The organism is Enterocloster sp. (assembly GCF_057861365.1).
The window spans coordinates 208,359-221,087 of sequence record NZ_DBMACH010000001.1; the positions used below are offsets into that span (position 1 = coordinate 208,359).

Below are 12,729 nucleotides of genomic sequence, written 5' to 3' on the forward strand. Positions count from 1 at the left end.
ATGTCATGTCGGCCTGATTCCCCGGCAGGGGGATGACGTTGGACCATTATAAGAACAGAAAGGCCATATAAAACTCGAAAATGGAACCATATTACTACACAAAACTACCCAAACACCATCAGTCCGTCTACCATGCCATTTTCCAGGGGCTTATGAATCTGGAGGATTCCTTTTTAGTCCCCAGAATTGACGGCAGGGAGCTGACAGACCTGTTTTTCCGTCTGCGTCTGGATCATCCGGAGATATTCTGGGCCAGTGGATTTCATTATAAATATTATCAGGATTCGCCCAATCTGATTTTTGAACCGGAGTATCTGTTTGAAAAGGGAAAGATAAAGGAGCATAAAAAGGCACTGGCGTCCCGGGTGGAGAAGCTGATCCGGCCGGCGGCAAAGCTTTCCGAGTGGGAGAAGGAGAAGTATATTCACGATTTTATCTGTGAAAATGTCCGCTACGATAAGCTGAAAAAGGCCTATTCCCATGAGATCATCGGTCCTTTGGGCCAGGGTGTGGGAGTATGTGAGGGGATTGCAAAGGCAGTGAAGGTGCTCTGCGATGGCCTTGGGATCTGGTGCATGATTGCAATCTGCGGAAATAATCCGGAAAAAGGCATCAAGTACCGTCATACCTGGAATATTGTGCAGATCGGAGGCGTGTATTATCATCTGGACACTACCTTTGACAATACGCTGGGAAAGCATAACTGCGCAGAAGGCGGGATCCGGTATGACTATTTTAATCTGGATGACAAGGCAGTATTTCGAGATCATGAGCCGTTAATCGCTCCGGCGCCGTCCTGTACAGACGGGGATCATTTTTATTATAAAGAAAAGAAGCTGTCATTTACAAAGGCAGAGGATGTCTATAAGAGAGCCTGTCAGGCAGCGAAAAAGGGAAAGCCCCTTACTTTTCACTGGAGAGGCGGTTATCTTACCAGGGCTGTGCTGGAGGAACTTTTAGATTTAATGAAAAAAGCAGGAGAAGAACGGGAAAAGACAGCGCGGATTGCGCTTAACTGGCCTCAGGCGGTGATTCGCCTGACCTATGCGGACGGCAGGGCGGAGAGCAGTGTTTCCGTAGACGAGGCTAATGAGGGAGAGCAGGAAGGTACATAACATAAATGACACAACAGGAAATTTTAAAGCATTATTTTGGCTACGACAGCTTCAGGGAAGGGCAGGAGCGTTTAATTGAAGCAATCTTAGAAGGCAGGGACGTATTGGGAATCATGCCTACGGGGGCCGGAAAGTCTCTTTGCTACCAGATTCCTGCCCTTATGATGGACGGGATTACCCTGGTGATCTCGCCTCTTATTTCTCTGATGAAGGATCAGGTGAGCAACTTAAATCAGGCGGGAATCCTGGCAGCTTACTTAAACAGTTCCTTAACCTACGGCCAGTACAGAAAAGCGCTGGAGTTTGCCAGAGCAGGGCGGTATCCTATTATCTATGTGGCTCCGGAGCGGCTGATGACAGAGGAATTTTTACAGTTTGCACTGGATCCTCAGGTAAAGATTGCCATGGTGGCTGTGGATGAAGCCCACTGCGTATCCCAGTGGGGACAGGATTTCAGGCCAAGCTATTTAAAAATCGTGGATTTTATCCGGCAGCTTCCGGTGCGCCCGGTGGTCAGCGCTTTTACAGCTACGGCTACGGCGGAGGTACGGGATGACATCATGGATATTCTGATGCTTCGCCAGCCGGAGGTCCTTACCACAGGCTTTGACCGCGGGAATCTGTATTTTGGCGTGCTGTCCCCTAAGGACAAGTATGCGGCTCTGGTGAATTATCTGGAGCGCCATAAGGGGGAAAGCGGTATTATTTACTGTATTACCCGCAAGGTAGTGGAGGAAGTCTGCGCCAACCTGATCCGGGAGGGCTTTCCTGTGACACGGTATCACGCAGGGCTTGGCGATGAAGAGCGCAGGCACAATCAGGAGGAGTTTATTTACGATCATTCCCCTATTATGGTGGCGACGAATGCCTTTGGAATGGGCATTGATAAGTCCAATGTGCGCTTTGTGGTTCACTATAATATGCCGAAAAATATGGAATCCTATTATCAGGAGGCGGGACGCGCGGGCCGTGACGGAGAACCGGCGGAGTGTATCCTTCTCTATGGAGGTCAGGATGTGATTACCAATCAGTTTTTTATTGACCATAATCAGGAAAATGATGCCTTAGATCCCATGACGCGGCAGATCGTGATGGAGAGAGACCGGGAGCGCCTGCGGAAAATGACATTTTACTGCTTTACAAATGATTGTCTCAGGGATTATATCCTGCGGTATTTTGGAGAATACGGCAGCAATTACTGTGGAAACTGTTCCAACTGCCTGACTCAGTTTGAAACTGTAGATGTGACGGAGATTGCAGAGACGCTCATCCGCTGTGTGCAGACCAGCGGACAGCGCTATGGGATCAATGTGATTATAGATACGGTTCACGGAGCCAACACGGCAAAGATCCGCAATTACCGCATGGATGGAAATATCTGCTACGGAAAGCTGGCAAAAGTTCCCGTATACAGGCTGCGTCAGGTGATGAACCATCTGCAGCTGTCCGGTTTTCTCACCGTTACCAATGATGAATATGCCATTGTGCATCTTACAGAAAGCTCTGGAAGGATTCTTGCAGGAGAAGAGACGGTTATGATGAAGATGGCAAAGGAGCAGGAGCACACAAAGACCGATACGGGAAGCAGAAAGAAGAAGGCAAAAGGTGTTTCGGCAGGTATGGCAGAGGCAGATATGCCCTTATTTGAGCGGCTCAGGGAGCTCCGCGCCCAGACGGCAAGGGAGGAAAAGGTACCGCCCTATATTGTATTTTCCGATAAGACTCTGGCTCATATGTGCGTTTTAAAGCCTGAGGACAGGGAGAAAATGCTGTCTGTTTCCGGCGTGGGCGAATTTAAGTATGAAAAGTATGGAGAGCGTTTTCTGGCCTGCATCAGAGAATGGAAGGAGAAAGAAGCATAAAATGGATCAGGATAAGAGAAAAGAGATCATAAACAGTTCAGAGACACAGGAGGATTTGGGTGTACGGGAGGATGGCGTACAGGTGACAGGTGTACAGGAGTCCGGTATACAGAGTGAATCCGCCGTTCCTCACAAACGCCGTGTCCGCTACAAGGGTACCCACCCGAGGAAATTTGAGGAAAAGTATAAGGAACATCAGCCGGAAAAGTACCGGGATACCATTGAAAAGGTCATCAGTAAGGGCAGCACTCCTGCAGGTATGCACATTTCCATTATGGTAAATGAAATCCTGGATTTCCTTCAGATCCAGCCGGGACAGACCGGGCTGGACGCTACTTTGGGCTACGGAGGCCATACGGGCCATATGCTGGAGCAGTTAAAGGGACAGGGCCATATGTGGGCGCTGGATGTAGATACCATCGAGATGGAAAAAACAAGAAAGCGGCTGGCAGACAGGGGATTCGGACCTGACATTTTGACCATAAAGCATCTGAATTTTGCAAATATTGACCAGGTGGCAGAGGAAGCCGGAGGCTTTGATTTTATACTGGCAGATCTGGGAGTTTCTTCCATGCAGATCGACAACCCGGAGCGGGGATTTTCCTATAAAACCGATGGCCCTCTGGATCTGCGCCTGGATTCTTCCAGAGGGATGACGGCAGCGGAACGATTAAAAGAGCTGGACGAGGAAGAACTTGTGGGGATGCTGGTGGAAAATTCCGATGAACCTTATGCGAAAGAAATTGCCAGAAGGGTGATGCGCGAGCTGAGAAATGGAAATGCCGTTGACACAACTACCCGCCTTCGGGAACTGATTGAGGAAGCCCTGGTATTTCTTCCTGTGGCTGATCGGAAGGAGGCTGTGAAAAAGTCCTGCCAGAGATGCTTTCAGGCACTGCGTATTGACATTAACAGCGAATTTGAGGTGCTGTATTCCTTTTTGGATAAACTGCCGGGAGCCTTAAAGCCCGGAGGAAGGGCTGCGATTTTAACCTTCCATTCCGGAGAAGACAGACTGGTAAAAAGGGCATTTAAAGACGGAAAGAAGGCAGGGCTTTACAGTGAGATTTCCGCTGATGTGATCCGTCCCTCGGCAGAGGAGTGCATAAAGAACGGACGTGCCCGTTCTACCAAGCTTCGATGGGCGATCCGGGGATAAGGTTTTATACGGACCAATTGACTGCAGGAGGTTTTTGCAGAAGGAGAAGGGAGGCATGCAAAATGGACATGGAACAGCTGTCGCTGTTTGATACGGAAGCAGTTTACGATCCGCTGGCAAGCCGGATGCGTCCGGAGGATCTGGATGAGTTTGCAGGCCAGACGAATCTTTTGGGAAAGGGGAAGCTTTTGCGCCAGCTCATTGAGCAGGACCGCATCCCGTCTATGATTTTCTGGGGGCCTCCGGGGGTGGGAAAAACCACGCTGGCAGGGATTATTGCAAAGAGAACCCATGCAGAATTTGTGAATTTCAGCGCTGTCACCAGTGGAATCAAGGAAATCCGCGAGGTGATGGCCCAGGCAGAGGGCAGACGGCGCATGGGCGGAAAAACCGTGCTTTTCGTAGACGAGATCCACCGCTTCAACAAGGCACAGCAGGATGCCTTTCTTCCTTTTGTGGAGAAGGGAAGTATTATCCTGATCGGGGCAACCACGGAAAATCCTTCCTTTGAGATCAACAGCGCTCTTTTGTCACGGTGCCGTGTATTTGTCCTTCACAGCCTTTCAAATGAAGAACTGGTGCAGCTGATCCGAAGGGCGCTCACATCCCCAAAGGGGCTTGGGTACCTGAAGGTGGATATAAGCAGTGAGATGATTGAGAAAATTGCTGCCTTTGCAAACGGAGATGCCAGAACGGCCTTAAATGTTCTGGAGATGGCAGTGGCAAATGGGGAAATTACCGGGGAAAAGACCATTGTGACCATGGATACTCTGATGCAGTGTATCGGGAAAAAGAGCCTGCTTTATGATAAAAAGGGAGAAGAGCATTATAATCTGATCTCGGCTCTTCACAAATCCATGCGCAATTCTGACCCGGATGCTGCGGTATACTGGCTGGCTCGGATGCTGGAGGCAGGAGAGGATCCCCTTTACGTGGCAAGAAGGCTGGTTCGGTTTGCCAGTGAGGATATCGGGATGGCAGACAGCAGCGCCCTTCCTCTGGCAGTGGCTGCTTATCAGGCCTGCCATTTTCTGGGAATGCCGGAGTGCAATGTCCATTTAAGTCATGCGGTCATCTACCTGTCCACCGCGCCCAAGAGCAATTCTTCCTATATGGCCTATGAGGCAGCCAAAGAGGATGCAAAGGAGATGCTGGCAGAGCCGGTTCCTCTTGTGATCCGCAATGCGCCTACAGACCTGATGAAGGAGCTGCATTACGGAGACGGCTATGTGTATGCCCATGATACAAAGGAAAAAATCGTGCGGATGCAGTGCCTGCCAGACAGCGTAAAGAACCGTGTCTATTACAGGCCGGGAATTCAGGGGGATGAAAAGGTCATAAAGGACAGAATGGAACGGATCAAACAGTGGAGAAATAAAGGAGTGCCGGAGCATTAAAGCCCCGGACACTCCTTTAAATTTTTCAGGATACGTTCCAGATTTTTTTTAAGAAGCTCTTGTTCTTCCGGATCCATTCCCTCACAGATTACATCATTAAGACGGTCAAAGCCCTGATGGATCTGGGCCGCCTCTTCACGTCCTGCCTTGGTGAGGCAGATGAGAAAGGATCTTCGGCAGTCCGGATCACGTTCCCGTACCAAATATCCGGATTTTTCCAGCTTATCCAGACTCCGGGACATGGTGGTTGTATCCATACGGCAGCGCCCCGCCAGCTCTGTCTGGGTCAGATGGTCTTCCTCCAGAAGGCAGTTTAAAATCCTGGCATGTCCCTGGCCCAGAGTAAGTCCCAGATTCTGTAAAAATGGCTGTACCAGCCGTTTTCGGGCCTTTTCAATCTGTATCATCAGATCTCTTATATCTGTATTTCCATTCATAATAGAGGGTCCTTTCTGTCAATCCAATTCAAATTGTCCGGTATAAAGCTGATAGTACCGTCCCTTCTGTTCCAGCAGCTCGTCGTGATCTCCCCGTTCCATGATTTCCCCGTGCTCTAATACTATGATCGCCTCGCTGTGGCGCACCGTTGAGAGACGATGGGCGATTACAAATACAGTTCTGCCCTCCATCAGGGCGTCCATACCCTGCTCGATGAGCTTTTCTGTACGGGTGTCAATGGAGCTGGTAGCTTCATCCAGAATCAGAACCGGAGGCCGTGAGATGGCGGCCCTGGCAATGGCTAAGAGCTGTCTCTGCCCCTGAGACAGATTGGCACCGTCGCTGTGGAGCACCGTGTCATAGCCCTGGGGCAGACGGCGGATAAAGGAGTGGGCGTTCGCCACCTGGGCAGCGGCCCGTACATCCTCGTCGCTGGCATCCAGACGTCCGTAGCGGATGTTGTCGGCGATGGTGCCTGTAAATAAATGGGTATCCTGAATGACCATGGACATGGAACGGCGCAGATCATCCTTTCGGATTTCCCTTATATCAATGCCGTCATAGGTGATAGAACCGCCATTTACTTCATAAAAACGGTTTACCAGGTTAATAATGGTAGTTTTTCCTGCTCCTGTAGATCCCACAAAGGCGATTTTCTGTCCGGGCTTGGCATACAGGCTGATGCCGTTTAAGATGGTCTTTTCAGGCACATATCCAAAGACAACATCATTGAAACGGACATCTCCTTTCAGGGGAATAAAGGCAAAGCCATCGGAAACAGGAGCATCCAGTCTGGTTCGTTTTACCATTTCCTCAGGAACCTTCCAGGCAAAGCGGCCGGTAAATTCGCTGCATTCCTTAAGCTGTCCCATCGGATTTTCCCGAACCTGGCATAAGCGTACGTTTCCCTCGTCGATTTCCGGTATTTCATCCATCATGTCAAAAATTCGTTCTGCACCCGAAAGGGCAGACAAAAGAAAGTTAATCTGCTGGGTAAACTGGTTCATGGGCATGGCGCTCTGGCGCACATAGACCAGATAGGAGGCCAGTGTTCCCAGATCCGTCAGGCCGGCCAGTGCAAAGAGGCCTCCCACACAGGCAGAAACGGCGTAGTTAAAATAGGAAAGGGAAACAATGGTGGGGATCGTCATGCCGGAATAGGCTAAAGCTTTTGTTCCGGCATCCCGGAGGGCTTCATTTCTGCGGCAGAATTCTTCAAAATCCTGCGGTTCATGGTTAAAGACCTTTTCCACCTTCTGTCCTGCCACCATTTCCTCTACAAAGCCGTTAATGCTTCCAAGACACTGCTGCTGCCGGATAAAATATTTCCGGTTGCGGCGGCTGTTGTATCGGATGAACAGGGTCATGCAGGCAAGGAAGAAAATGACGATCAAAGAAAGACGCCAGCTTAAAATAAGGAGCATGGTAATGGTACCGGTAATGGTAATAAAGCTCTGGATCATCATGGCAAAGCTGCCGTTTAAGGCCTCTGTCAGAGTGTCCACGTCATTGGTAAAGCGGCTCATGAGCTCGCCGTGGGTATGAGCGTCAAAGTAGGATAGGGGAAGCTTTTGGGTATGCTCAAACAGATCAGAACGGATTTCGCTTACTACCTGCTGGGACATATGGACCATGAGCTGGTTATAGGCCAGACAGGCTGAGGCGCCGAGTGCATACATAAGCCCCATGAGGGCGATCATGCGGATGAGTCCCGGAATATCTCCGGGGAGAATGTAGTTGTTGATCACAGGCTTTAGAAGGTAGGTACCCATGATATTTGCCATGGCGCTTGCAGCTACTAAAAGGGCAATGGCAAACATATACCATTTATGCCGTCCCAGATACCCAAACATCTGCTTGATTGCCCGTCTGGTGTTTTTTGGACGGCTGAAATTTGCTATTCTTGCCATTACAGATTCGCTCCTTCCTGCTGTGAATAATAGATTTCCTGATAAATGGAGTTGTGTTTCAAAAGCTCCTCATGGGTTCCGCACCCGGCCAGCCGGCCGTCCTCCAGGATAAAAATCTGGTCTGCGTGGAGTACCGAGGAGATGCGCTGGGCAATGATGATCTTGGTGGTGTCCGGAAGGCTTTTTGCCAGCCCTTCCCGGATCTTTGCCTCAGTGGCAGTATCCACAGCGCTGGTGGAATCGTCCAGGATCAGAACTTTGGGGGCTTTTAAAATAGCTCTGGCAATGCACAGGCGCTGTTTCTGTCCGCCGGACACATTGACGCCTCCCTGGCCCAGCTCGGTTTCGTAGCCCTTTGCCAGCCGTCCGATAAATTCATCCGCACAGGCGATCCGGCAGGCGGCATCAATTTCTTCATCTGTGGCTGTTTCCTTTCCCCATCGCAGGTTATCCTTTACGGTGCCGGAAAAAAGCGTGTTTTTCTGCAGCACCACAGCAATGGAGTCACGCAGCTCTCTGAGAGGATATTCCCATACGGGATGGCCGTCTACCAGCACCGTTCCTTTTGTAGCCTCATAAAGCCTTGGGATCAGCTGTACCAGTGTGCTTTTGGCAGCTCCGGTCTGTCCGATGATGCCTACGGTCTGTCCCGCCTTAATATGCAGGGAAATGTCAGAAAGCACATCCTCAGAGCTTTCCTTATTGTATTTAAATGACACATGGTTAAATTCAATTTCTCCCCGTTCTACCCGGATGTCTGTTGCCCGGTCTTCTTTGATATCAATGTCTTCATGCATCACTTCCATGATCCGGTGCCAGGACGCCATGGCTCTCGTAATCATTAAAAACACATTGGAAAACATTATCAGGGAATTTAAAACCTGAAGCACGTAGCTTAAAAAACCGGTCAGTTCGCCAACGCCGATGCCTCCGATGGTAAGGATATTTCCACCGAACCACAGGATGGAAAGAATGGTGCCGTACATTACAAACTGCATGGCAGGCATATTTAAGGCTGCCAGCCGGAAGGCCTGTTCAGAGGCGGTCCGGAGCTCGGTGTTTACCTGCTCGAATTTGGCGGTTTCGTAATCTCCGCGTACATAGGATTTTACTACCCGGATGGCAGTCAGATTTTCCTGGATGATCCGGTTGACCTGATCCATGGCACCCTGCATCCGGGAGTAGAGCGGCCGTACATGGCTGATGATGAAAAACAGCATAATGCCCAAAATAGGGGCAGCCACTAAAAAGACCATAGCCAGCCTGGGATTGATCAGAAAGGAAGCGGTCATGGCTGTGAGCATCATGATAGGGGAGCGCAGTCCCGGCCTCAGTCCTGTAGCGACCGAGTTCTGGATGGCAGTCACATCGCCCGTAAGGCGGGTCACCAGAGAAGAGGTGGTAAAATGGTCGGTGTTTGCAAAGGAAAATTCCTGCAGACGGGCAAACTCCGCCCGGCGCAGTTCGGCTCCCAGCCCATGGCCGAACCGGGCGGAAAAAATGGCAGAACCCTGGCCCAGGATCAGGGCGATCAGAGCAAAAAGGATCATCTGTGCGCCTTTTGCCAGAATATAACGCCGGTCTCCGTTCGCCACGCCTACATCCACGATCGAAGCCATTACAAGAGGGATCACCAGCTCAAAAATGGTTTCTGTGACAATGCAGAACGCAGCCAGAATCCCATCCCGGCGGTAAGGGCGCAGATAAGACATAAATTCTTTCATAAATCGTAAGCCTCCTGTTTATGGGTAATAGCAATAGTTGCATATACAACTATTGTAAGGCTGAGGATGGGAAAGGTCAAGATTATTTGGGAAAGTAAGGAAATATATGAAAGCATAAATGAAATCTAATGTGAAAAAGACAGGGGATATGGTATACTTTTATAAAAGACAGGCGTACAAAGGGCGATAGTGACAGCATAAATTACAGAAGTGGAGAGTTCCAATATGAAAGACAAGATCATTCATCTGATTGCATCAGAAGACAGCAGAAATCCCATGACAGATGAGGAAATAGCGGAGACTTTGGGAATTTTTAGAGAAACAGTTACAAATATAAGAAAAGAGGCAGGACTGGGAGATTCAAGGGAACGAAGAAAAGCGGCAGTGTTTCAGGATATGAAGGAGCTTCTCAATATGGATCCGGATCTTACAGAGCGGGGATTAACACGATGTTTGGCTGAACGGGGGTATGTAATTGGAAAATACGCAGTGGGAAAATTAAAGGAAGAGCTTTTAAAGGAGTGGCAGCCTGAACCGGAATATGGGAAAACAGGAGAAGAAATTCAGGATGGGAGCCGCTTTTTTTCAAAGGTGATCGGTTATGCGGGAAGTATGAAAAGCCAGATCAAGCAGGTACAGGCAGCAATCTTGTATCCGCCTAAAGGTCTTCATTGTCTTCTTTACGGTCCTTCCGGCGTAGGAAAGAGCTATCTGGCAGAAATCATGCATGAATATGCAGTGACAACGGACAATTTTGCTTCGGATGCCCCATATTTTGCATTTAACTGTGCAGATTATGCAGACAATCCCCAGCTTCTTTTGTCACAGCTGTTCGGTTATTCCAAAGGTGCCTTTACAGGTGCATCTGAGAATAAAAAAGGAATCGTGGAACAGTGTGACGGGGGAATCCTCTTTTTGGATGAGGTTCACCGGCTTCCACCAGAAGGACAGGAAATTTTGTTTTATTTGATGGATAAGGGGAAATTCCGCCGCCTGGGAGAGACAGAGGCACAGCGGGAAAGTCATCTGATGATTATTGCAGCAACAACGGAAGATCCAAGAAGCTCCCTGCTTCTTACATTCAGGAGACGTATTCCCATGATGATTGAAATTCCATCCCTGAAAGAACGGCCATTAAAGGAAAAGCTGCAGTTTATCCGTCTGTTTTTCTGGATAGAATCGAGACGTTTGAATGCGCCTGTGCTGGTTCGGGCAGAAGTGATCCGCTATATGGCAGATGAGGAATACCAGGGAAATGTGGGGCAGTTAAAGGCAGATATACAAGTCTGCTGTGCAAGAGCCTTTCTGGACGGCAGAACAAAAAGAAGATCAAAGATGATTGTGGGAATGGAGGCTCTTTCTGGAAACAAAACGGAGCCTATATCTTCTGGAGAACATTCCCGTCTGGCGGAGCTGGTACCGGAAGATGAGATATTTACACCGGATATGCCGGCAGTTACGACAGCTGAAACGGATAATGGCTGGGATATTTACCGTGATCTGGAGGAACGCTACAGTGCTTTGACAAAAGAGGGATTAAAAGAAAATGAAATTGAAGAAAAGCTTTTGAGAGAAATTGAGAGCAGTTTTCAGCTCCATATCCGCCAGGTGGAGGAAGCGAGCTTAAGCCTGGAAGAACTTTCTCACATTACAGGAAGCGACGTAATGGAGATGGCAAAAGAAGTGTATGAACTGGCCAGTCAAAGGCTTCCGTATCTGAAGCGGGAGATGATTATTCCGCTGGCAATCCATCTGAAAATGGCCTGTGAACGGTTAAAACAGCAGGAGCGGATCGTAGAGAAGGGAATTAAGAATCTGGGAGAACTTTACAGGGATGAATATGAGGCTGCAAAAGAAATCCTGAATTATATCTGCAAAAAATACTATGTTTGTTTTTACAAAGAAGAAGCCGGATTTTTAGCAATGTATTTTCACCGCTTTCAGGAAAAGCACAGGAAGGAAGGCTGTGTGGGTGTTGCGGTAGTTTCCCATGGGCCTGTAGCCAGCGCCATGGCAGAGGTAGCCAACTCTATTATGGGAGTCAGTCATGCGGTAGGAGTGGATATGGGGATCAAAGATACGCCGGTTCAGATGGCGGAACGAACAATGGAAGCCGTGCGCCGGATCGACCAGGGAAAAGGCGTTTTGATTCTGGCGGATATGGGTTCCCTTTTAGATATGGAAGAAAAGGTGAAAAAGGAAACAGGAATTACTGTAAAAATTGTAGGAAGAACGGATACAATGATGGTTATTGAAGCAATCCGAAGAACCTACTGGACAGATGAAAGCCTGGAAACAATTGCAAAGGTACTTGACTGGAAGCAGTTCTCACCTGCAAAGCGTCAGACGCGTAAACCCAGAGAAAAAGCAGTTCTCTGTTTGTGTATTACGGGCGAGGGAGCTGCCAGAATGTTAAAGAGCTATCTGGAAGAGCGTTTAAAAAGCACTCTGGGGAACGTGAGGATCATTACAAAAGGATATATTGAAAATACGGATATTACAGAGCTGATCCGCGCATCCGAAGAAGAATATGAAATTTTAGCTATTGCGGGAACCATTGACCCAAAGCAGACGCAGTACCCGTTTTTATCGGTTTCAGAAATTTATGCAAAAGAGGGAATCAGGACACTGCGTCAGATTTTGAAACGCCATTTCTTCAAAGAGCAGAATTGCCTTCAGGATGTGATTTTTAGAGATCTCATTTTTATACAGGAAGATTTTGCTTACAAGGAGCAGATTTTAGATCAGTGTGTGGAAGCAATGGCTGAAAAGGGATTGGTTCAGTCGGAGTTTCTTTTAAGCGTTTATAAAAGAGAGGGCATGATGCCTACATTTTTGAAGGGAGGGATCGCAATTCCCCACGGTGCGGGAAATCTGGTTACAAAACCAGTCATATGCATTACAAAATTGGACAAACCCATTGTCTGGGATGGATTTAATACGGTAGATCTTGTATGTGTTCTGGCTTTAAATGAAAAATCGACAAAATATTTTGAGCAGTTTTATCAGGTTATTTCTGATGAAATCATGGTTTCCAGAATACGCTCATGCCATACCCCAGATGAGATATATGGAATTTTGTGTAATTATACAAAAACAGTCAAATAAGTTGGCATCATTCTTG

The 12,729-nt window shown here is 48.4% G+C and carries 8 protein-coding genes; 5 read left to right on the forward strand and 3 right to left on the reverse strand.

Going from position 1 to position 12,729, the window contains the following annotated elements; translation table 11 throughout:
• The first annotated feature begins 80 nt into the window (after nucleotides 1–80).
• The 4 genes from ACZM6M_RS01120 to ACZM6M_RS01135 all read left to right on the forward strand — a co-directional run bounded on the left by ACZM6M_RS01120 (nucleotide 81) and on the right by ACZM6M_RS01135 (nucleotide 5,533).
• Nucleotides 81–1,115, forward strand: a complete 1,035-nt coding sequence (locus ACZM6M_RS01120) for a transglutaminase domain-containing protein (RefSeq protein WP_337434615.1) — start codon at nucleotides 81–83, stop codon at nucleotides 1,113–1,115.
• A gap of 5 nt (nucleotides 1,116–1,120) precedes the next feature.
• Nucleotides 1,121–2,977 carry a DNA helicase RecQ gene (recQ, locus tag ACZM6M_RS01125; RefSeq protein WP_337434614.1) on the forward strand — a complete coding sequence of 619 codons (1,857 nt, stop codon included), beginning with the start codon at nucleotides 1,121–1,123 and terminating at the stop codon, nucleotides 2,975–2,977.
• Between the two features lies 1 nt (nucleotide 2,978).
• Nucleotides 2,979–4,136 carry a 16S rRNA (cytosine(1402)-N(4))-methyltransferase RsmH gene (gene rsmH / locus ACZM6M_RS01130; RefSeq protein WP_418762646.1) on the forward strand — a complete coding sequence of 386 codons (1,158 nt, stop codon included), beginning with the start codon at nucleotides 2,979–2,981 and terminating at the stop codon, nucleotides 4,134–4,136.
• 68 nt (nucleotides 4,137–4,204) lie between these two features.
• Entirely contained in the window at nucleotides 4,205–5,533 is a 1,329-nt protein-coding gene (locus ACZM6M_RS01135; protein WP_489489613.1) for a replication-associated recombination protein A, read from the forward strand.
• On the opposite strand, the gene ACZM6M_RS01140 is transcribed toward ACZM6M_RS01135, so the two are convergent.
• The 3 genes from ACZM6M_RS01140 to ACZM6M_RS01150 are packed head-to-tail and all read right to left on the reverse strand — an operon-like array spanning nucleotide 5,530 to nucleotide 9,605.
• The gene (locus ACZM6M_RS01140) at nucleotides 5,530–5,970 is read right to left on the reverse strand and encodes a MarR family winged helix-turn-helix transcriptional regulator (RefSeq protein WP_337434613.1); all 441 of its coding nucleotides are present in this window, start codon (nucleotides 5,968–5,970) and stop codon (nucleotides 5,530–5,532) included. The genes ACZM6M_RS01135 and ACZM6M_RS01140 overlap by 4 nt on opposite strands.
• Nucleotides 5,971–5,988: 18 nt before the next feature.
• A complete protein-coding gene (locus ACZM6M_RS01145; RefSeq protein WP_489489397.1) occupies nucleotides 5,989–7,881 on the reverse strand; it encodes an ABC transporter ATP-binding protein in 1,893 nt (630 codons plus the stop codon).
• Nucleotides 7,881–9,605 carry an ABC transporter ATP-binding protein gene (locus ACZM6M_RS01150; RefSeq protein WP_337433677.1) on the reverse strand — a complete coding sequence of 575 codons (1,725 nt, stop codon included), beginning with the start codon at nucleotides 9,603–9,605 and terminating at the stop codon, nucleotides 7,881–7,883. The genes ACZM6M_RS01145 and ACZM6M_RS01150 overlap by 1 nt, the downstream gene beginning before the upstream one ends.
• A gap of 225 nt (nucleotides 9,606–9,830) precedes the next feature.
• Here ACZM6M_RS01150 and ACZM6M_RS01155 point away from each other — a divergent pair, with 225 nt between their 5' ends.
• Nucleotides 9,831–12,713: a sigma 54-interacting transcriptional regulator gene (locus ACZM6M_RS01155; protein ID WP_337433678.1), complete on the forward strand. Its 2,883-nt coding sequence runs from the start codon at nucleotides 9,831–9,833 to the stop codon at nucleotides 12,711–12,713.
• Nucleotides 12,714–12,729: the final 16 nt, after the last annotated feature.

Excerpts from the sequence above, each read along its gene's own strand:
- ACZM6M_RS01120 (WP_337434615.1), top strand. The coding sequence starts at position 81 with ATGGAACCATATTACTACACAAAACTACCCAAACACCATCAGTCCGTC.
- recQ (WP_337434614.1), top strand. The coding sequence starts at position 1,121 with ATGACACAACAGGAAATTTTAAAGCATTATTTTGGCTACGACAGCTTC.
- rsmH (WP_418762646.1), top strand. The coding sequence starts at position 2,979 with ATGGATCAGGATAAGAGAAAAGAGATCATAAACAGTTCAGAGACACAG.
- ACZM6M_RS01135 (WP_489489613.1), top strand. The coding sequence starts at position 4,205 with ATGGAACAGCTGTCGCTGTTTGATACGGAAGCAGTTTACGATCCGCTG.
- ACZM6M_RS01140 (WP_337434613.1), bottom strand. The coding sequence starts at position 5,970 with ATGAATGGAAATACAGATATAAGAGATCTGATGATACAGATTGAAAAG.
- ACZM6M_RS01145 (WP_489489397.1), bottom strand. The coding sequence starts at position 7,881 with ATGGCAAGAATAGCAAATTTCAGCCGTCCAAAAAACACCAGACGGGCA.
- ACZM6M_RS01150 (WP_337433677.1), bottom strand. The coding sequence starts at position 9,605 with ATGAAAGAATTTATGTCTTATCTGCGCCCTTACCGCCGGGATGGGATT.
- ACZM6M_RS01155 (WP_337433678.1), top strand. The coding sequence starts at position 9,831 with ATGAAAGACAAGATCATTCATCTGATTGCATCAGAAGACAGCAGAAAT.